This is a genomic window from Colwellia aquaemaris, assembly GCF_057548755.1.
In genome coordinates, this window is sequence record NZ_BAAJLV010000003.1 from 98,003 (window position 1) to 116,981 (window position 18,979).

The following is an 18,979-nucleotide window of genomic DNA, read 5'->3' on the forward strand; positions in this document are numbered from 1 at the left end:
ATTGTGATAACTCTGTGAAAGTTTAGCAATGTTTGCTTTGCATACTGAATGCGAAATCATTTAGTCACCAAGGGAAACTTATGAAACTTTTTAAAGCAGCATCTGCTATTGCATTAGCTTGTTCAAGTTCAGCATTAATGGCACAAACCATTGATATTGAAATTACTAATTTAACTCACGCACAACATTTTACACCGCGCTTAGTTATCGCACATGACAACACAGTTGACGCCTTTGAACCGGGTGTTGATGCCTCCTCAGCGCTAGCATGGCTTGCCGAAGCCGGTGTCATTGACGATGCTCAAGAGCCTGCGTCATCTGGACAAAACTTTGAAGCGCTTTTAGGGCCTACAGATACCGATAACACTTCAAACACTTGGCATCGATTTGGTGGTTTAGTACCGCCGTCAATGTCGGTAAGTTATCCGTTTGACACTATGGATAAACCTTACCTTTCTATTTTATCAATGCTAATTCCAACCAATGACGCTTTTGTTGGTTTAGACAGTATTAAAATTCCGACAGAGCCAGGCACTTATACGTACATGTTACATGCCTATGATGCCGGAACTGAGTTGAATGATGAATTAAACAGTACCCGTACTGATATTGTTGAACAAGGTGGTACACCACTGGGTGGTTATGGCGCTCCTGGTGTTGCCGGTGTTGGCGCTTCTCCTGTGCCATTAGGTGTTGGCGGTACGGGTGTGGCAGTAAAAGTTGGTTTTGCACAAGACGGTACTGCCATTGGTGCGAATGAAGTTGTTGACGGTACCGACGGCCCAGTACATATTCACCGCAATGTTTTAGGTGATACTAGCCTTACAGACGGTGCAAGTGATCTGCAATCTACTCAACATCGCTGGTTGAACCCTGTAGCTCGAGTAACTATTACTATCCCAGCACCTTAATTGAGGGAGAATAGATCATGAAAATTAACAAAATAAGTTTAGCGTTGCTACCACTTATAGCAGTATTAGCAACCGGTTGTGGTGGTGATGATGGCCGCAATGGCGTTGACGGTGCTGATGGGGCGCCCGGTGTAGATGGTACTAATGGTACCGACGGCACAAATGGAACTGATGGCACCAATGGTGTTAATGGCAACCTTGCGGTTTATACGGTGCAATTAACAAATTTAACCTATAGCCAACCATTTTCTCCTGCTGCGATCATTTTGCATGAGCCAGGATATAATGCATTTATTGATGGTGAAGCAGCCAGCCTCGGTTTAGAACAGTTAGCCGAAGGTGGTAACCCGGCAGAATTAATCGCTGAAGCATTGGCTGCAACACAGTATCTTGACGCTATTGCGACTAATAGTGCAACACCGCCACGTTCAATCGGTGCAACATCGACATTACTAGTACCTTTACTTGATGTTGATGATTTAAGACTGACGTTTACCACCATGTTGGTTGATACCAACGATGCCTTTACCGGACTCAATGCGGCTGATATCAGCAATATGACGGTAGGTCAGTCAGTAAGCTTTATGGCGCCAACTTGGGATTCAGGCACTGAAGCCAATACCGAAACGGCTAGTACTATGCCAGGTCCAGCAGCAGGCGCGGCAGGTGGCGGCGGTGCAAGTGCCGGTTTTGATGCAGCGCGCGATGACCTTTTTGACCGTGTTCATTTTCATCCTGGCGTTGTCACTAATGCCAATGCAACAGATGCAAGTAAAGAAGGTTTAAGTACGTCAGTATTAACGGAAGCTGATCGTTGGGATAACCCGACAGCACGTATCGTCGTAACACGTACGCGTTAGCTAAAGTAGCGCCGACAAGTTATTAATGTTGTCGGCGCTGAAAATTTAATATTCATTGCTAACAACTAATATTCTAAGTTGGTTGCAAATAACTTTAGTAATGTTTCGAAAGTATTTCTGTGTAAACAAGTTCTTATGATGCAGGCACAGAAAAATATTCAAACGTAATAACTTTTAACTTAAGGTATTAGTTGATAACCAAGTACATAAATTATTGGTAATTAATACATTTTTGTGCCGACGTTTTTATAACTAAAAAGATAATAACGACGGAGCAGAGCATGGATAACATATTGGTTGTTGAAGATGATCAAGATATTGCTGATTTAGTCACTTTAAGCTTACAAGAAATTGGCTTAACAGTTGAACATTGTTTATCAGGGGAAGTTGCCTTAGATAAATTCGCCAAACAGAACTACGACCTAGTCATGCTAGATGTCATGTTACCTGGTATGTCGGGCTTAGATGTTTGTCGGCAGTTACGAGAGCAGAAACCCGAACAGGTGATTTTAATGGTAACGTCAAGAAATAGTGAAATAGATCGCGTACTGGGCTTAGAGCTCGGCGCTGACGACTATATGACAAAGCCGTTCAGTGTGCGAGAATTACAAGCAAGAGTGCGCGGTCAATTGCGTCGGGTACATCTTTTATCAAGATTGAGCCAACAACAATTAGAAAAAAAACTACCTGAGCAATATTTAACTCTTGGCGCGTTGCAAATTGATAATATTTCTCATCGAGCCACCCTTAATGGCAAGAATGTCGATCTTACTTCTACTGAATTTGACTTACTATTTTATTTAGCGTCACACCCCGATCAAGTATTTTCTCGTGAGCAGTTATTAAGCTCTGTATGGGGTTACCATCACAGTGGTTATGAGCATACGGTGAATTCACACATCAATCGTTTAAGAAATAAAGTTGAGCGCAATGCCACCAAGCCTGAAATAGTGCAAACTGTTTGGGGTGTAGGTTATAAGCTATGTCGCCAGGGCGTTGCGGCGTGAAACTATCCCTATACCACAGGCTATCTTTATCATTGTTAGTGGTATTTATTGTTATTATTAGTGTGTTTTTCATTTGGGCTGAACACTTAGAGCAAACGACACGATATGAATCAACACAGCATTTACATCTTTCACTTGCTGCCAGTCTTGCTCGAGACAATCCACTGCTCCAAGAGGGGGCATATGATCACCAAGCGTTGAAAAACCTATTTCATACTCTAATGGTGCTAGGACCAGCATTTGAGTTTTATTTCGTCGATCCAAGCGGCGTCATTTTAACGCATTCAATAGCACCCTCTTTAATAAAGCGTGACCGAATTGATATAACGCCGTTAATTCAACTCACGCAAAACCAAATCAGTTTGCCTATTTATGGTGATGATCCACAACATCAGCATCGACAAAAAATATTTTCAGCGGCGCCTGTTTTCAATGGCAGCGAATTAAGAGGTTATTTGTACGTTATTGTAGCAGGGGAACGATATGAGTCAGCATACAGTAAAATTGATTCAGATAACCAAGCTGAGCTTTCTATGGTGATGCTTGCTGGCACTTTACTGTTTCTCTTTATTGTTATGTTAGGCATATTTTATTACTTTACTCGGCCATTGCGTCGCTTAAATAAAGACATACAACAACTTAAAGATGTTGGCTTTAATAAAGCAAAAGTCAGTTTAACGCCATGGATGGCCAATAGTAGTAATGAAGTGCATCAACTGGGGGTGGCATTTGAAGAAATGGTCAATCAAATCAACGCTCAGTTAAGTTTATTACAGCAAAGTGATGTGCAACGGCGGGAATTACTTGCCGATATTTCTCACGACTTAAGAACCCCTTTATCGTCTTTGCAAGGCTATATTGAAATGATGGCACATAAAGGCGAGGCATTGAGCCTGCAAGATAGAGAAAAATATACTAATACCGTATTAAAAAATACCTTGCAGCTTAAACTACTTATTGACCAAATTTTTGAATTAGCGCACCTTGAAGGAGGGCAGGTTTCACTTAACTTTGAAAGCTTTAATTTAGCGGAATTACTCTATGACGTCATTGCGAAGTTTACGTTAGAGGCGAGTGCTAAAAATATTGATATTTCAATTAAACCGAGCAGCTCTTATACCCAAGTGCATAGTGATATTGCAAAGCTTGAGCGGGTAATTAGCAACCTGTTGGAGAATGCTATTCGTCATACTAGTAAAAACGGTAAAATTATTTTTGTTATTAAAGAGCTAGACGAGAATCAGTGCCAGTTAACTATTACCGACAATGGCACAGGCATAAAGGCTGAGGAATTATCGTATATTTTTGATACTCGTTACCGTGCCAGTAATGCCATACAGGATAAGAATAAGCATACAGGTCTTGGATTAGCCATTACTAAAAAACTTCTAGAGTTACTTAAAACTGATATTAAAGTGCAAAGTACATTAGGTATAGGTACATCATTTTCATTTAACTTAAGACGCGTAAATCACTAACGCTTTTAAGTAGATAGCTGATTCACAGATAAAAGAAATAATAGATATTTATTTTGCCATTACCTAAAATAAACTAACAAAGGATTATTTTTTAGGAACCTCAATGAAATTCAAACTAGCAATGTGTGTTGCTGTAATTGTGTTATCAGGCTGTACAAAGTCCTCTACGGGTCGTTCGCAATTAATGATGATGTCAGACAGTGAGCTTAATAAAATGGGTAGCGCTTCATTTGAAGAAATGAAAACTAAAGAAAAAATTAGTCAATCATCTGCAATTAATCGTTATGTGCAATGTGTCGCAAATGCTATTACAAAAAATGTACCTAAATCAGCTCACGATGGCGCCTGGGAAGTCGTGGTGTTCGACTCTGAGCAAGTTAATGCTTTTGCGCTCCCAGGTGGAAAAATAGGTGTTTACACCGGGATTTTAAAAGTTGCTGAAAACCAAGATCAATTGGGTGCCATTATTGGTCATGAAGTAGGGCACGTTATTGAGCGTCATTCCAATGAACGCTTATCTTCAAATCAGGCTAGTCAAATGGGCCTTTCGTTAATTAATGTGCTGTTAGAAAGTCAAAATATTGAAAGCCGAAATACCGTTATGGCAGGTTTAGGTTTAGGTGTGCAATATGGTGTATTAATGCCGTATGGCCGTAGCCATGAAAGTGAAGCTGATATTGTCGGGCAAGACTTAATGGCAAAGTCAGGCTTTGATCCAAAGGCGAGTATTGCTTTGTGGCAAAATATGGCAAAACAATCAAAAGGCGCACCACCGGAATTTATGTCCACTCACCCGTCTAATGCAACACGTATTAAGCAGTTAACTGAGCATTTACCAAACTCTACACCGTTTTATGCCCAATCAACGCCGCCTAAATGTGCTAAACCTAATATGTAGTTTAAAAAGTAGAGATACGCTAAAGCGTTAAAAACGCTTAAGCGGCATTTCAATTCAACCATTACTTTTTGGTTATTCGCCAAAAAGCAATACTAGCGACTACCAATAAAATCAACGGGTAGTAGGCATTTGAAACAACTTCAATGGGCGATATTTTTAAAGTTGCACCCAGTAGTAACGCTTGGGCGCCATATGGTAATAAACCTTGGTTTATACAGGCAAATATGTCGAGCAAACTTGCCGAGTGCGCTGGGCTCAACTCGCCATCTTGCGCTAAATCTTTTGCTGTTTCACCGGTCACTATAATTGAAACGGTATTGTTCGCGGTAAAAAAGTTACAACTGAAAGCCAATGAGGCAATGCCAATCCCTGCAGCACGTTTTTGATTATTTGGGCTAAGTTTGCGAGTAAGCTTTTCAATACTTGATGTTAGTGCAGCTAGGCCACCTTGGCGCTTGATAAGTTCACTTAAACCACCAATAAATAAAGACAAAATAAAAATATCTTGCATACCGGCAAAGCCTTTATTGATATCGCTAACCCAAGTCGCTAGCTGGTAGCCATTATTTAACATACCGATTGCTGCAGCTAAAATAATGCCAATGATGAGTACCATAAATACATTCATACCAGACAGTGCTAGTGCCAAAATAACGATGTAAGGTAAGAAGCCGATAATATCGAGTTCATGGTTGGCTTGGTGCTCAATAGTGACACCTTGGGCTGCAAAAATAGCCAAGCAAATTAACGCAGCAGGGATGGCAAACTTAAAGTTAACTCTAAATTTGTCTTTCATATGTGCACCTTGGCTGCGGGTTGAGGCTATTGTGGTATCAGAAATTATCGATAAATTATCACCAAAAATTGCCCCAGAAATAATACAGCCGGCAATAATGCTAGGGTCGATATTTGATGATTCGATAAAACCTAAGGCTATGGGCGCTATTGCGGCGATAGTGCCCATTGAGGTGCCCATTGCTGTTGCAAGAAACGCGGCCACTAAAAATAATCCTGGCAATAGTAAATAGTCTGGGAATATTGATAATCCTAGCTGCACACTGGCATCGACACTACCTGTTGCCTTTGCTACCGTTGCGAAAGCACCTGCTAGCAAGTAAATAATACACATGGTAATAATATTTTGATGACCCGCACCTTGAATAAATTGGCTTATTTTCTCATTAATGGTTTCTCGGCCCATAGCAATTGCTAACAATATGGCGGGAATAATGGCGATGCTGGCAGGTAATTGATAAAAAGCAAAATCAACACCTTGCAAGGTTAATATGATGCCAGTACCAAGAAATAGCCCAAGAAAAACGCCAAAGGGAAGTAAACTCTTTAAGCTTTGCTCAGTTTTGTTTTTTTCAGGTGTTGTCAGTGAAGACTTTTCTGATAATTCTTTAGTCATGAGTGAGATCTTTTTTAGTTATTATTATTTATTTAACTCAAACAATAACGAATTTGAGCACAATGTCTATGGTGGAATGCATTATAGGGGCTTAGGTGACTTTGTCAATCTAGACGTCTAGAGCTTTATTTGTTCTTAAAAATCTTTAGGCGAGGTATTTTTGCATAGCTATTAAGTAAAGGTTGATGTAAAACCATTCAATGCCAATTAACACAATTAAGAGTTTTATTGATGTTTATTAACATTTGAATGACTATGGATTTAATAACCGCTTTCGTTATATTACAATAACTTATTATTTCCTATCGCCATTACACGGCTTGACATAGATTAAATTTAACTTGTATGAAAAATATAAATACTGACACCGATACTAAAGCTAATGTTTCATCAGCTTGGCTTTTAGTATTTGCTTGTTGGGTAATTGCCACAATTGCGACATTGTCGAGCCTATTTTTTAGTGAAGTTGTTAAGTTACCGGTATGTGTTTTATGTTGGTATCAACGTATTGCCATGTACCCTTTAGTGTTAATGTTACCTCTAGCGTTATTCCCTTTCGATGGCAAGGTGATTCGCTATGCTGGTGTATTGACATTATTTGGCAGTTTAGTTGCACTATTTCATGTTTTATTAGTTGCCGGTGCAATTCCTGAAAGTGCTCAGCCTTGTGTTGCAGATATTCCTTGCTCAGAAACTCACTTAAATATTTTTGGCTGGCTTAATATGCCAATGATGTCTTTGCTAACATTTGCAGTGATCGGCATACTTTTATTTTTCGCTCACACTAAAACTAAATGAGGTTACCTTGAATAAAAAAATTCTATTTATAAGCACCGTGATTATATTGTTTTTGGCTTTTTTCGTTGCCATGTCAATATTTCAAACGCAGCAAGAAGCTAAAGAAAATGAGTTAGCGAAAAGTAATATTGACTCGGTAAGTCGTTCTGGCTCTCCTAGTAAAGGTGCCGCAGATGCTAAAGTTACTATTGTTGAGTTTTTTGATCCCGCTTGTGAAACCTGTGCGCAATTTTATCCTTTAGTTAATGACCTAATTAATAAATACCCAGGAAAAGTAAAAGTAGAAATGCGTTATACACCATTTCACAAAGGAGCGGATAAGGTAGTCGCTATGCTTGAAGCGGCTCATCTGCAAGGAAAATTTTGGCCGGCGCTAGAGTTGTTATTTGCTAATCAGCGCGGTTGGACGCGTCATCATGTAGCTCAACCTGAGCAAGCTTTACAAATATTGTCGCCACTAGCGTTAAATCAGCAGCAACTACAAACCGATATGTTTAGTGAACAAGTATCGCAGGTTATTACGCAAGATGTTGTTGATGCTAAAACGCTTGGAGTTCGTGCAACTCCGCAGTTTTTTGTTAATGGTAAACCTCTGATACAGTTTGGTTACCGAGAGCTCGTTCAAATGGTTGAGCAAGCGATCGAACAAGCTTATTAATAGGGGCACTTATTTGAATAATGATATATTAAACAGTATTTAATATATCATTACCTTTTACATCAATTTTAGTCGTAATTTCTTGGCTGTTGCGCAAAATTATTCATTAATTAAGGGGAGTTTACTCAGTCAACAATAAAGTTGTTTTTATCTTGATATACATCAACTTATCTAATTGAACTTTTCACTTTGTCTGATATGTTTAAGTTGTCGCTATCGTGGGATTTGCGATTCAAAACGGTAATAGGAATAGCCATTCAGTTATAGAATTTTTTAATTACTGTAAGTTTTAAGGATATCAGATGTATAAAACTATTATTTGTGCAATAGAAAATAGTGATGAAGGTGAACAAGTTTTAGCGAAAGCTTATCAACTAGCACAACTCACTAAAGCCAAGTTGATTGTTACTCACGTTATTCCATATACGTTTCTTCCCAATGACTATCAAAAAGAACTAAAAGAAAATGCTTTGCCTGTAATTGAAGCGAAAGCTGCATCTTTTGGTATATCGCTGAAAAACGTTAAAATTAAATTTGGTAAAGCTTATGAACAAATATGTTTACTGGCAGAAACTAAAAATGCAGATTTAATTGTGCTCGGCACGCACTCGAAAAAAGGTATAAATGCACTTATTGGCTCAACGGCCAATGCAGTCGCAAATTATGCACAATGTGACGTTTCGCTGGTTAAGGTCTAACGTGCATGTCCTTACTTGACTTTAAAGCGCTAATTATTTTGCTTTTGGCGTGGTAAACTTCAGCTATTAGTCAAAGAATTCAGGTAATAAAGGACGTAGAATGCATTTTGTTATTGTTGGTTGTGGTGCTGTAGGCGGATATTTTGGTGCTCGCTTAGCTCAACATGGTGAAAATGTTACATTTGTGGTGCGAGGCCAGCAATTAAATGCAATGCAAACATCTGGCTTATCAATTAAGAGTATTGACGGTGATATTCATCTTGAAAAGGTTAATGTGCTTGATGCCAATAGCATAGAGGCAGATAACTTATCTACGCCAGCAGATGTTCTTTTTCTTTGTGTTAAATCTTATCAATTATCTACGGCCATAGAGCAAATTAAGCCATTAATTAAGCCGCACACCCGTGTTGTTCCATTATTAAATGGTGTTAATGCAGTGCAGGTAATGCAGGATATGGGGATTGCTAAAACTCATATTTATGGTGGCTTAGCAAAAATTATTGCAGAGAAAGCTAGTGATGGTGTGATACATCATACGGGGGCTAAACCTCATATCACTTTAGGTGCTTTAACAAGTGAAAGTACAACAGAACAAAAACAAGAACAAATACTTGCAGAAGCCATTGACGCGAAGCACCTCAGTGAGATTGCCAAGAGTTTAAAGTTATCGGGTATTAGCGTTGGCGTTACCAGTGACATTAACTTGGCCTTGTGGCGTAAATATATTTTTGTTGCTGCATGGGGCGCATTAGCGTCAGCAAGAAAACTAAATCTAGGTGAAATTCGTTCACAAAGTCATCTTGAGTTTTTACTAGAGCGTATTGTTATAGAGTACGCTGAAATTGCACGTAAGTTAGGCGTTCAACTTAGCGACAAGCATATTAAAGAAACTATGACCTTTCTTTCCCGCTTGCCAGATAGCAGTGAAACATCAATGCAGCGAGATATTGCTCAAGGACAAGAGTCAGAATTTGATATACTTGTTGCTTACCCCATGGCGTTAGTGAACAAGCTTAATATGTCTGCGCCAGTTTTGGCTCAATGCTACCAAAAGCTTATTGATATCACGAGTTAGTTAGTATTCGTTATGTAAATGTCGTCTAGTCAGTCAACATTAGTTTAATCAGGTAAAAATTTATAAGAAATAACAAATTTGCTGCCTCTAGCACTACAGACTATGGCAAGTTTGTGCTATTCTTGCGCGAATTTTTATCGTATCCATTAATGTGAAGATTAAATAATGTCTGAAAATAAAATCGAAACTATCGAACAACGTGTAAGTTACGGTGTAGGTCGTCAATTAGGTGACCAATTACGTAACAATCCTTTTAAAGATTTTGATGTATCTGCTGTGCAAGCTGGTTTAGCTGATGCAATTGCAAATGCTGCAAGCCAAGTATCTGATGAAGATTTAAATGAAGCTTTTGCTGTTGTATCTAAAAAGATGCAAGAATTAGAGCAAGCGGAAGCGAAAGAAAAGTCAGCTGAAGGCGAAGCCTTCCTTGCTGAAAATGCTAAGCGTGACGAAGTAACTGTTACTGAGTCTGGTTTACAGTATGAAGTATTAGCAACAGGTGACGGTGAAAAGCCAACAGCAACAAACACTGTACGTACACACTACCACGGTACTTTCATCAACGGTGATATCTTTGATAGTTCTGTTGACCGTGGCCAGCCTGCTGAATTTCCAGTAGGTGGCGTTATCGCTGGTTGGACTGAAGCATTACAATTAATGACTGAAGGTTCAAAATGGCGTTTATATGTACCTTATAACTTAGCGTACGGTGAGCGTGGTTCTCAAGGCGCCATTCCTCCTTATGCAACCTTAGTTTTTGAGGTTGAGTTATTAGCCATCGTTAGCTAATGATACTATTTTTTAAAAGCCCTCATTTGAGGGCTTTTTTATAGGCTTTGTTTACTAAAACTAACTAGCTAAGAGTTAAACTCACTAAATGAATACTTTGATTATTGAAGCGCTATTTGAGCAGTACGTTACGGCATTTGAGCAACAAGATATAGCAAAAACATTATCTTGCTATCAGTTACCTTGTACTTTACATACGCCAGATAAAGCCGTGTTAATTTGTGATGTAGATGATTTTGAACGTGAATTTTCAGATATTTTCGATGTTTTATCACAGGCAGGTATAAAAACATTCAATAGCGCAAAAGCGAGTTTTAGTGAAGTTAATTCAGATTTAATTTTAGCCTGTATTGATTGGCAGTTTTTTACTCAAGATGGTCAGCTGTTTACCGATTTTTCAGCTTTTTATCATATTGCTTTAGTTGATAAACAATGGAAAATTGTCAATGTAGTTTCGCAAGAGCTTAGCCAGTCAGTGGCGCTAAGTACCCCTTTTGATATTTCTAATAATACTGAAAATAAGATAACCGAATAGGAAAAGTCATGATAGTTAAAGTTGCCATTTTAGGCTGTAGTGGGCGAATGGGACGCAATTTAATCGAAGCGGCAATTGAGCATAAATCAATTGAGCTAGTTGGTGGTAGCGTACGCAAAGGGTCGTCATTTGAAAATTTTGATCTTGGTGAACTTGCTGGTATTGGTGCAATTGGTCAAAAGACAACGACAGATTACCAAACATTGTTAGCGGCCGATGTGCTCATTGACTTTACTTCAATAGAGTCGACTCTAGAACATATTCAATGGTGTAAGCAACACAAAAAAGCACTGGTGATAGGCACCACAGGTTTTTCTGATGAACAGGTTGAGATAGTTAAAAAAGCAGGTGCAGACATTCCAGTTATCTTAGCGCCAAATACCAGTGTTGGCGTGAATCTATTATTTAAGTTGCTTGAAGTAACAGCGAAAGCAATTGGCGACTATACTGATATAGAAATTTTTGAAGCGCACCACAGATTTAAAAAAGATGCTCCGTCAGGTACAGCGGTAAAAATGGGCCAAGTGATTGCTGATACCTTAGGAAGAGACCTAAATAAAGTCGCGGTATATGGCCGAGAAGGCATAACAGATGAACGACACTCAGACACTATAGGCTTTGCGACGGTACGTGCTGGCGACATTGTTGGTGAACATACGGCATTCTTTGCTGATATTGGTGAACGACTAGAATTGACCCATAAAGCCAGCTCAAGAATGACATTTGCGTTAGGCGCAATGCGCGCGGCATTTTGGCTGAGTGAAGCACCTGCCGGTTTTTACGATATGCAGGACGTATTAGGATTAAAAGATTAATGATTTTGTTAAATCACTTAACTAAAAATAACATGACCAACTGGTCAGTATTTATAGGTGTTTTTAATAGATAAGTATTGCTTTTGGCGCTTTTGCTTCAATATCGCTAAAAGTAGAGAGTTTTTTACTATTACTACTAGACGAAAGAGGCTTTCAGGCGTAAAATAAGTGGATTTTGTCAAAAATTTACTGTTCATGATGAACTGGTTGTAATTTTTGGCATTTTTTGTGCGTATCGCTTTTGTAATTAATGGTGAAGTTATTAGTTGTTTTACCATTAATATTCTTTCTTCTTAACGGAGGTTAAATTGACTAAATCTGCCATTTTAGTGCTTGAAGACGGCACTGTATTTAAGGGCACCGCTATCGGTGCAGAAGGGGCGGCTGTAGGTGAAGTAGTATTCAATACTTCAATGACCGGCTACCAAGAAATTCTTACAGACCCTTCCTATGCAGAGCAAATTGTTACTCTTACATACCCACATATAGGTAACACAGGTACCAATAGTGAAGATGAAGAATCTAGCACTATTTGGGCAAAAGGTTTAGTTATTCGCGACTTACCGCTTTTAGCAAGTAATTTTCGAAACGAACAAAATTTAAGTGACTACTTAAAAGCTAAAAATATTTTAGGTATCGCAGACATAGACACTCGTAAATTAACGCGTATTTTACGTGAAAAGGGTGCACAAAATGGCTGTATACTTGCTGGTGATTTGACTGATATTAGTGCAGAAGAAGCAAAGGCGTTAGCACAAGCGAAAGCTTTTCCTGGCCTTAAAGGTATGGACTTAGCAAAAGTTGTTTCGACAAAAGAAGCATACCAATGGACAGAAGGTAGCTGGCAGCTAGGCAAAGGACATGTTAGCCCAGAAAAGTCTGAGTTTCACGTAGTTGCTTATGATTTTGGTGCTAAACGTAATATTTTACGTATGTTAGTTGATCGAGGTTGTAAATTAACGGTTGTGCCTGCACAAACTTCAGCAGAAGAAGTTTTAGCGCTTAACCCCGACGGTATTTTCTTATCAAATGGCCCAGGCGATCCTGAACCATGTGATTACGCTATTACCGCGATTAAAAAATTCTTAACAACAGATATCCCAGTATTTGGTATTTGTTTAGGCCATCAATTACTTGGTTTAGCTAGTGGTGCTAAAACCATCAAAATGAAATTTGGTCATCATGGTGGCAACCACCCAGTTAAAGATTTCGACCGTAATGTTGTGATGATTACGGCGCAAAACCATGGTTTTGCAGTCGATGAAGATAATATGCCTGAAAATTTAACCGTGACCCATAAATCGCTGTTTGATGGTTCAATTCAAGGTATTCATCGTACTGACAAACCAGCATTTAGTTTTCAAGGTCATCCAGAAGCGAGCCCAGGTCCTGCTGATGCAGCACCTTTGTTCGATCATTTTATTGATTTAATCGTTGCAGCTAAAAAAGCTTAGTTCCTAGACAAGAGAAGAGAGATTATAAAATGGCAAAACGTACTGATTTAAAAAGTATCTTGATCTTAGGCGCAGGCCCAATTGTTATTGGTCAAGCATGTGAGTTTGATTACTCTGGCGCACAAGCATGTAAAGCATTACGCGAAGAAGGTTACCGAGTTATTTTAGTTAACTCAAACCCAGCAACTATCATGACAGATCCAGAAATGGCCGATGCAACTTATATCGAGCCTATTCATTGGGAAGTTGTTCGTAAAATTATTGAAAAAGAGCGCCCTTGTGCCGTACTACCGACTATGGGCGGTCAAACAGCATTAAACTGTGCGCTTGAATTAGAAGCCAAAGGCGTTTTAGAAGAGTTTAACGTTGAAATGATCGGCGCAACAGCTGATGCGATTGATAAAGCTGAAGATCGCAGCCGTTTCGACAAGGCTATGAAAGCAATTGGCCTAGAAACCCCGCGTGCTGAAATTGTGCACTCAATGGCTGAAGCACATGATACTTCTACACGTATCGGCTTCCCTTGTATTATTCGCCCATCATTTACTATGGGTGGTACAGGCGGTGGTATTGCTTATAACCGCGAAGAGTTTGATGAAATTTGTACCCGTGGTTTAGACCTTTCTCCAACTTCAGAGTTATTAATTGATGAATCATTAATTGGTTGGAAAGAGTATGAAATGGAAGTGGTTCGTGACAAAAATGATAACTGTATCATTATTTGTTCTATCGAAAACTTCGACCCTATGGGTATTCATACGGGTGACTCAATCACAGTCGCGCCAGCACAAACGCTTACCGATAAAGAATATCAAATCATGCGTAACGCATCGATTGCAGTATTACGTGAAATTGGTGTTGAAACGGGTGGTTCAAACGTACAGTTTGGCATTTGTCCTAATACTGGCCGTATGGTTATTATTGAAATGAATCCTCGTGTATCACGTTCGTCTGCACTTGCTTCAAAAGCAACAGGTTTCCCAATTGCGAAAATTGCCGCGAAACTTGCGGTAGGTTACACGCTTGATGAATTGTCAAATGATATTACTGGTGGTGCAACACCAGCGTCATTTGAACCGACTATCGATTACGTTGTGACTAAGATTCCACGCTTTAACTTTGAAAAATTTGCAGGCAGCGAAGACCGTTTAACCACGCAAATGAAGTCTGTTGGTGAAGTGATGTCAATCGGTCGTAATCAACAAGAATCATTACAAAAAGCATTACGCGGCTTAGAAGTTGGCGCTAGCGGTTTTGACTCTATGGTTGACGTTACACAGCCAGGTGCTAAAACTAAAATTATGCATGAGCTTCAAGAAGCTGGTGCCGACCGTATCTGGTATGTTGCTGATGCATTTCGCCTAGGTTTAAGTGTTGATGATGTTTTCCGTTTAACCAAAATAGACCGTTGGTTCTTAGTACAAATTGAAGATATTATTTTAGAAGAAGCAAAAGTTACTGAGGGAGGCTTAAAAGTATTAACCCCTGAATATTTGCGTAAACTAAAACGTAAAGGTTTTGCTGATTCTCGTTTAGCATCATTAATAGGTGTTGCTGAAGCTGAAGTACGTAAAAAACGTCATAACGCTGATATCTTCCCTGTTTACAAACGTGTTGATACTTGTGCGGCTGAGTTTAGCTCAGATACGGCTTATATGTACTCAACTTATGACGAAGAATGTGAAGCTGCGCCAACTGACAACGACAAAATCATGATTTTAGGTGGTGGTCCTAACCGTATTGGTCAAGGTATCGAATTTGATTACTGTTGTGTACATGCTGCATTAGCACTTCGTGAAGATGGTTATGAAACTATTATGGTTAACTGTAACCCTGAAACGGTTTCAACTGACTATGATACCTCTGATCGTTTATATTTCGAGTCAATCACCTTTGAAGATGTACTTGAAATTGTTCGCATCGAAAAACCTAAAGGCGTTATTGTGCAATACGGTGGCCAAACACCGCTTAAATTAGCGCGCGCTTTAGAAGCCGCTGGCGTACCAATTATTGGTACTTCACCTGATGCAATTGACCGCGCAGAAGACCGCGAGCGTTTCCAACAAGCGGTTGACCGTTTAGGTTTATTACAACCTGAAAATGCAACTGTTACTTCACTTGACGAAGCAATGGCGAAAGCTGAAGCGATTGGTTTCCCACTCGTTGTACGTCCATCTTATGTATTAGGTGGTCGTGCCATGGAAATTGTTTATGACTTGGATGACTTACGTCGTTATATGACCGACGCGGTTAGCGTTTCAAATGATTCGCCAGTATTACTTGACCACTTCCTTGATGATGCCATTGAAGTAGACATTGATGTAGTTTGTGATGGCACAGACGTTGTTGTTGGCGGCATTATGCAGCATATTGAACAAGCCGGTGTTCACTCAGGTGACTCAGCCTGTTCACTACCTGCGTACTCATTATCGCAAGAAGTGCAAGATGTTATGCGCAAGCAAGTAACTGACTTAGCGTTTGAGTTAGGGGTAAATGGCTTAATGAACACGCAAATGGCAGTGAAAGACGGCAAAGTTTACTTAATTGAAGTCAACCCACGTGCAGCGCGTACGGTACCATTTGTGTCAAAAGCGACCTCAGTACCACTGGCAAAAGTTGGTGCGAGAGTTATGGCAGGTAAATCTCTTAAAGAGCAAGGTATTGTTAAAGAAGTTATTCCTTCATATTTCTCAGTAAAAGAAGTGGTAATTCCATTTAATAAATTCCACGGTAGTGATCCTTTAGTTGGCCCAGAAATGCGTTCAACAGGTGAGGTTATGGGCGTTGGTAAAACCTTTGAAGAAGCGTATGCAAAAGCTAACTTAGGTGCGGGTGTATCAGTTCCTAAAGATGGTCGCGCTTTAATTTCGGTAAGAAATAGTGATAAAGAGCGAGTGGTAGAATTAGCTAAGCAAATGGTAGCGTTAGGGTATGAACTTGACGCAACGCACGGTACTGCGGTTATTCTTGGTGAAGCAAATATTCCATGTCGTTTAGTTAACAAGGTACATGAAGGTCGCCCACATATTCTTGATAGAATTAAAAATGGCGAGTATAACTATATCATTAACACTACCGAAGGTCGTAAAGCGATTGAAGACTCAAAAGTGTTACGTGGTGGTGCTTTACGCTACAAAGTTGCATATACTACAACTTTAAATGCCGCATTTGCTGCTTGTCAGGCACACGCTGCTGATGACAGAAATACAGTAACATCGATTCAAGAGTTGCATAAAAACTGTTGATAATTAGGTGACGTTTATTTATTTTTGATAAGCGTCCCTCATGAATTATTATAAAGGTGGTGGTCACTGATAGTGCTGCCGCCTTTGTTGTTAGAAGAACTAAGGATTAATATGAGTCAATACCCAATGACTGTGCACGGCGCCGATGCGTTACGTGAAGAATTAAATTATTTAAAAACCGTTAAACGCCCAGAAATTGTTAATGCAATTGCTGAAGCACGTGAACATGGTGATTTAAAAGAAAATGCTGAATATCATGCGGCACGTGAACAACAAGGTTTTTGTGAAGGTCGCATTCAAGATATTGAAGGTAAGTTAGGTAACGCACAGGTAATCGATGTCACGAAAATACCAAATCACGGTAAAGTCATTTTTGGTGTAACCGTTACCGTACTTAATATTGAAACAGAAGAAGAAGTAAAATATCAAATTGTTGGTGATGACGAAGCTGATATAAAGCAGAATCGAATTTCTGTAAACTCTCCTATCGCACGTGGGTTAATTGGCAAAGAAGTTGATTCGGAAATAGAAATTTCTACGCCTGGTGGTTTAGTTGAATACGAAATTATTGCAGTTGAACACATTTAAATAGTGATTTATGTAATAAGCACTGTTTGATAGCAGTGCTATACGTATGATAAAACCAGTAGCATTAATGTTACTGGTTTTTTTGTGCCAGACAAACGTCATCGTGTTTGCAACTTATAGCTTTAACGTTTGTATAACCAATACGTTGCAGTTGTTCAGCGGCTAAGGCAGCGCGTCCGCCAGACGCACAATGTAAATAAATATTAGTGTCAGCATTACTGCAATGTTTAGCAATATTCATTTCTAGAACCCCACGAGGTATTTGAATAGAGTTACTAACCGGTGAAGCGTTAAATTCAGCGGGTTCTCGTACATCGATGAAAATGGCATTGTTATCTGTATATGCTTGTTTTGCGCTAACACAAATCACATTCTTTTTTGCTAGTGTAACTAACTCAGGTATCGATAAAATCATAGTGATCCTTGTAATTATTTATACGGTTAACCTATTCTATGATAGCAATAAAATATTGTATATTAGTTTTCTCTAATGTAATGGTTTTATTTTTTAAGATATAAAAAAAAGGGCCTTTGCCCTTTTTTAAATTAATCTATTATTACTTATCAAATAACATATTGATTATAGTTTTGGAATACGAATTTTCTTTTCTTCAGATTCGCGGAAGATAATCAAAGTTTTACCGATCACTTGCACTTTTATCGCATTAGTTTCGCGACAAATCGCTTCGACAATAAGCGCTTTGGTTTCACGATCATCGGTTGGAATTTTAACTTTAATTAATTCGTGGTGATTTAAAGCGAAGTCTATTTCAGCAACTACCGCTTCAGTAAGGCCGTTGTTACCAAGTAAAACAACGGGTTTGAGGCTATGTGCTAAGCCTTTTAAATATTGAATTTGTTTTTTATTTAAGTTCATTAACAATTTTCGTTACAAGTTAGCTTGAATTATCGCTATTTTACCTCCATCTAGTTTGTAATACTAATATTGTTTACAAAGTGACAGCCTTTTAACGTACTTTTTGATTGTTTTTGTTTAACCTCGCATTATTTTTTAACAGCAATTTAAATAAAATAATCAACACCGATAAAATATGAAGCGCTTTAGACAGCATAAACAAAAATAAGTGGATTAAATGAGTAAGAAAAAGGTCAGTGTTAGTAGTGCTCGTTGGCTACAAGAACATTTTGATGATGAATACGTTAAGAAAGCGCAAAAGTTAGGGCTTCGTTCACGCGCGGTTTTTAAACTTGAAGAAATCAATAAGAAAGATAAATTAATTAAACCAGGCATGAAAGTTGTGGATTTAGGCGCAGCTCCCGGTGGTTGGTCAGAATATGCAACTAAAGTGGTTGGCGATAACGGTCAAGTGGTTGCTTGTGATATTTTGCCAATGGATCCGATCGCTGGTGTTGATTTTCTTCAAGGTGATTTTCGTGAAGAGGCAGTTTTAGACGCTTTGTTAACCCGAATTAATGGTAAAAATATTGATGTTGTAATGTCTGACATGGCAGCAAACTTTACCGGAAATGATGCTGCAGACGCGGCGCGTAGTATGTATTTGGTCGAGCTAGCGCTTGATATGTGCAACCAAGTATTAAAGAAAAATGGCGCTTTTGTTGTGAAAGTGTTCCAAGGAGAAGGCTTCGAGCAATTTATGAAAGACGCTCGTGCCGCATTTAAAACCGTTAAAACCCGCAAGCCAGAATCTTCCCGTGCTCGTTCACGTGAAGTTTATCTTGTAGCTACCGGCTTTAAATTGTAGTAAATTAGATGGAATTATTTCATCGCACCATTTTG

19 protein-coding genes are annotated in these 18,979 nt (G+C 39.0%); 16 read left to right on the top strand and 3 right to left on the bottom strand.

What is annotated here, in order from left to right:
• The first annotated feature begins 80 nt into the window (after positions 1–80).
• From AC27HL_RS09920 to AC27HL_RS09940, 5 genes are all read left to right on the top strand, one after another.
• A complete protein-coding gene (locus AC27HL_RS09920; protein WP_487080827.1) occupies positions 81–911 on the top strand; it encodes a spondin domain-containing protein in 831 nt (276 codons plus the stop codon).
• Positions 912–928: 17 nt separating this feature from the next.
• Positions 929–1,771 (top strand): spondin domain-containing protein, encoded by an 843-nt coding sequence (locus AC27HL_RS09925; RefSeq protein ID WP_487080828.1) that lies wholly within the window; start codon positions 929–931, stop codon positions 1,769–1,771.
• 281 nt (positions 1,772–2,052) lie between these two features.
• The gene (locus AC27HL_RS09930) at positions 2,053–2,778 is read left to right on the top strand and encodes a response regulator (RefSeq protein ID WP_487080829.1); all 726 of its coding nucleotides are present in this window, start codon (positions 2,053–2,055) and stop codon (positions 2,776–2,778) included.
• A complete protein-coding gene (locus AC27HL_RS09935) occupies positions 2,775–4,256 on the top strand; it encodes a sensor histidine kinase (RefSeq protein WP_487080830.1) in 1,482 nt (493 codons plus the stop codon). The genes AC27HL_RS09930 and AC27HL_RS09935 overlap by 4 nt, the downstream gene beginning before the upstream one ends.
• A 103-nt stretch (positions 4,257–4,359) precedes the next feature.
• A complete protein-coding gene (locus AC27HL_RS09940; protein ID WP_487080831.1) occupies positions 4,360–5,154 on the top strand; it encodes a M48 family metallopeptidase in 795 nt (264 codons plus the stop codon).
• 61 nt (positions 5,155–5,215) lie between these two features.
• On the opposite strand, the gene AC27HL_RS09945 is transcribed toward AC27HL_RS09940, so the two are convergent.
• Positions 5,216–6,565, bottom strand: a complete 1,350-nt coding sequence (locus AC27HL_RS09945) for a Na+/H+ antiporter NhaC family protein (RefSeq protein WP_487080832.1) — start codon at positions 6,563–6,565, stop codon at positions 5,216–5,218.
• Positions 6,566–6,910: 345 nt separating this feature from the next.
• Here AC27HL_RS09945 and AC27HL_RS09950 point away from each other — a divergent pair, with 345 nt between their 5' ends.
• The 10 genes from AC27HL_RS09950 (at position 6,911) to greA (ending at position 17,220) form a co-directional block, all read left to right on the top strand.
• Positions 6,911–7,363, top strand: coding sequence for a disulfide bond formation protein B (locus tag AC27HL_RS09950; protein ID WP_487080833.1), 453 nt, complete (start codon positions 6,911–6,913; stop codon positions 7,361–7,363).
• A 70-nt stretch (positions 7,364–7,433) separates the two neighbouring features.
• The gene (locus AC27HL_RS09955) at positions 7,434–8,021 is read left to right on the top strand and encodes a DsbA family protein (protein ID WP_487080834.1); all 588 of its coding nucleotides are present in this window, start codon (positions 7,434–7,436) and stop codon (positions 8,019–8,021) included.
• A gap of 302 nt (positions 8,022–8,323) precedes the next feature.
• A complete protein-coding gene (locus AC27HL_RS09960; protein WP_487080835.1) occupies positions 8,324–8,719 on the top strand; it encodes a universal stress protein in 396 nt (131 codons plus the stop codon).
• Between the two features lie 100 nt (positions 8,720–8,819).
• Positions 8,820–9,794 (top strand): ketopantoate reductase family protein, encoded by a 975-nt coding sequence (locus AC27HL_RS09965; protein ID WP_487080836.1) that lies wholly within the window; start codon positions 8,820–8,822, stop codon positions 9,792–9,794.
• Positions 9,795–9,959: 165 nt separating this feature from the next.
• Positions 9,960–10,583 carry a BamJ family beta-barrel-assembly machinery protein gene (gene bamJ, locus AC27HL_RS09970; RefSeq protein ID WP_487080837.1) on the top strand — a complete coding sequence of 208 codons (624 nt, stop codon included), beginning with the start codon at positions 9,960–9,962 and terminating at the stop codon, positions 10,581–10,583.
• Positions 10,584–10,671: 88 nt separating this feature from the next.
• Complete coding sequence (locus AC27HL_RS09975; RefSeq protein WP_487080838.1) at positions 10,672–11,118, top strand: hypothetical protein; 447 nt, start codon at positions 10,672–10,674, stop codon at positions 11,116–11,118.
• Between the two features lie 8 nt (positions 11,119–11,126).
• Positions 11,127–11,933 carry a 4-hydroxy-tetrahydrodipicolinate reductase gene (dapB, locus tag AC27HL_RS09980; protein ID WP_487080839.1) on the top strand — a complete coding sequence of 269 codons (807 nt, stop codon included), beginning with the start codon at positions 11,127–11,129 and terminating at the stop codon, positions 11,931–11,933.
• 308 nt (positions 11,934–12,241) lie between these two features.
• Positions 12,242–13,387, top strand: coding sequence for a glutamine-hydrolyzing carbamoyl-phosphate synthase small subunit (carA, locus tag AC27HL_RS09985; RefSeq protein ID WP_487080840.1), 1,146 nt, complete (start codon positions 12,242–12,244; stop codon positions 13,385–13,387).
• Positions 13,388–13,416: 29 nt separating this feature from the next.
• Positions 13,417–16,632 (top strand): carbamoyl-phosphate synthase large subunit, encoded by a 3,216-nt coding sequence (gene carB, locus AC27HL_RS09990; RefSeq protein ID WP_487080841.1) that lies wholly within the window; start codon positions 13,417–13,419, stop codon positions 16,630–16,632.
• Between the two features lie 111 nt (positions 16,633–16,743).
• A complete protein-coding gene (greA, locus tag AC27HL_RS09995) occupies positions 16,744–17,220 on the top strand; it encodes a transcription elongation factor GreA (RefSeq protein WP_487080842.1) in 477 nt (158 codons plus the stop codon).
• Positions 17,221–17,290: 70 nt separating this feature from the next.
• Here greA and AC27HL_RS10000 read toward each other — a convergent pair whose 3' ends face one another.
• The gene (locus tag AC27HL_RS10000; protein ID WP_487080843.1) at positions 17,291–17,635 is read right to left on the bottom strand and encodes a rhodanese-like domain-containing protein; all 345 of its coding nucleotides are present in this window, start codon (positions 17,633–17,635) and stop codon (positions 17,291–17,293) included.
• Between the two features lie 165 nt (positions 17,636–17,800).
• The gene (gene yhbY / locus AC27HL_RS10005) at positions 17,801–18,097 is read right to left on the bottom strand and encodes a ribosome assembly RNA-binding protein YhbY (protein WP_487080844.1); all 297 of its coding nucleotides are present in this window, start codon (positions 18,095–18,097) and stop codon (positions 17,801–17,803) included.
• Positions 18,098–18,314: 217 nt separating this feature from the next.
• Here yhbY and rlmE point away from each other — a divergent pair, with 217 nt between their 5' ends.
• The gene (gene rlmE / locus AC27HL_RS10010) at positions 18,315–18,944 is read left to right on the top strand and encodes a 23S rRNA (uridine(2552)-2'-O)-methyltransferase RlmE (RefSeq protein WP_487080845.1); all 630 of its coding nucleotides are present in this window, start codon (positions 18,315–18,317) and stop codon (positions 18,942–18,944) included.
• Positions 18,945–18,979: the final 35 nt, after the last annotated feature.

What these genes read in the sequence shown, in the direction of transcription:
- bamJ (WP_487080837.1), top strand. Translation starts at nt 9,960, where the DNA reads ATGTCTGAAAATAAAATCGAAACTATCGAACAACGTGTAAGTTACGGT.
- AC27HL_RS09920 (WP_487080827.1), top strand. Translation starts at nt 81, where the DNA reads ATGAAACTTTTTAAAGCAGCATCTGCTATTGCATTAGCTTGTTCAAGT.
- AC27HL_RS09955 (WP_487080834.1), top strand. Translation starts at nt 7,434, where the DNA reads ATGTCAATATTTCAAACGCAGCAAGAAGCTAAAGAAAATGAGTTAGCG.
- AC27HL_RS09925 (WP_487080828.1), top strand. Translation starts at nt 929, where the DNA reads ATGAAAATTAACAAAATAAGTTTAGCGTTGCTACCACTTATAGCAGTA.
- AC27HL_RS09945 (WP_487080832.1), bottom strand. Translation starts at nt 6,565, where the DNA reads ATGACTAAAGAATTATCAGAAAAGTCTTCACTGACAACACCTGAAAAA.
- AC27HL_RS09930 (WP_487080829.1), top strand. Translation starts at nt 2,053, where the DNA reads ATGGATAACATATTGGTTGTTGAAGATGATCAAGATATTGCTGATTTA.
- carB (WP_487080841.1), top strand. Translation starts at nt 13,417, where the DNA reads ATGGCAAAACGTACTGATTTAAAAAGTATCTTGATCTTAGGCGCAGGC.
- yhbY (WP_487080844.1), bottom strand. Translation starts at nt 18,097, where the DNA reads ATGAACTTAAATAAAAAACAAATTCAATATTTAAAAGGCTTAGCACAT.
- AC27HL_RS09950 (WP_487080833.1), top strand. Translation starts at nt 6,911, where the DNA reads ATGAAAAATATAAATACTGACACCGATACTAAAGCTAATGTTTCATCA.
- AC27HL_RS10000 (WP_487080843.1), bottom strand. Translation starts at nt 17,635, where the DNA reads ATGATTTTATCGATACCTGAGTTAGTTACACTAGCAAAAAAGAATGTG.
- AC27HL_RS09975 (WP_487080838.1), top strand. Translation starts at nt 10,672, where the DNA reads ATGAATACTTTGATTATTGAAGCGCTATTTGAGCAGTACGTTACGGCA.
- dapB (WP_487080839.1), top strand. Translation starts at nt 11,127, where the DNA reads ATGATAGTTAAAGTTGCCATTTTAGGCTGTAGTGGGCGAATGGGACGC.
- rlmE (WP_487080845.1), top strand. Translation starts at nt 18,315, where the DNA reads ATGAGTAAGAAAAAGGTCAGTGTTAGTAGTGCTCGTTGGCTACAAGAA.
- AC27HL_RS09940 (WP_487080831.1), top strand. Translation starts at nt 4,360, where the DNA reads ATGAAATTCAAACTAGCAATGTGTGTTGCTGTAATTGTGTTATCAGGC.
- AC27HL_RS09960 (WP_487080835.1), top strand. Translation starts at nt 8,324, where the DNA reads ATGTATAAAACTATTATTTGTGCAATAGAAAATAGTGATGAAGGTGAA.
- greA (WP_487080842.1), top strand. Translation starts at nt 16,744, where the DNA reads ATGAGTCAATACCCAATGACTGTGCACGGCGCCGATGCGTTACGTGAA.
- AC27HL_RS09965 (WP_487080836.1), top strand. Translation starts at nt 8,820, where the DNA reads ATGCATTTTGTTATTGTTGGTTGTGGTGCTGTAGGCGGATATTTTGGT.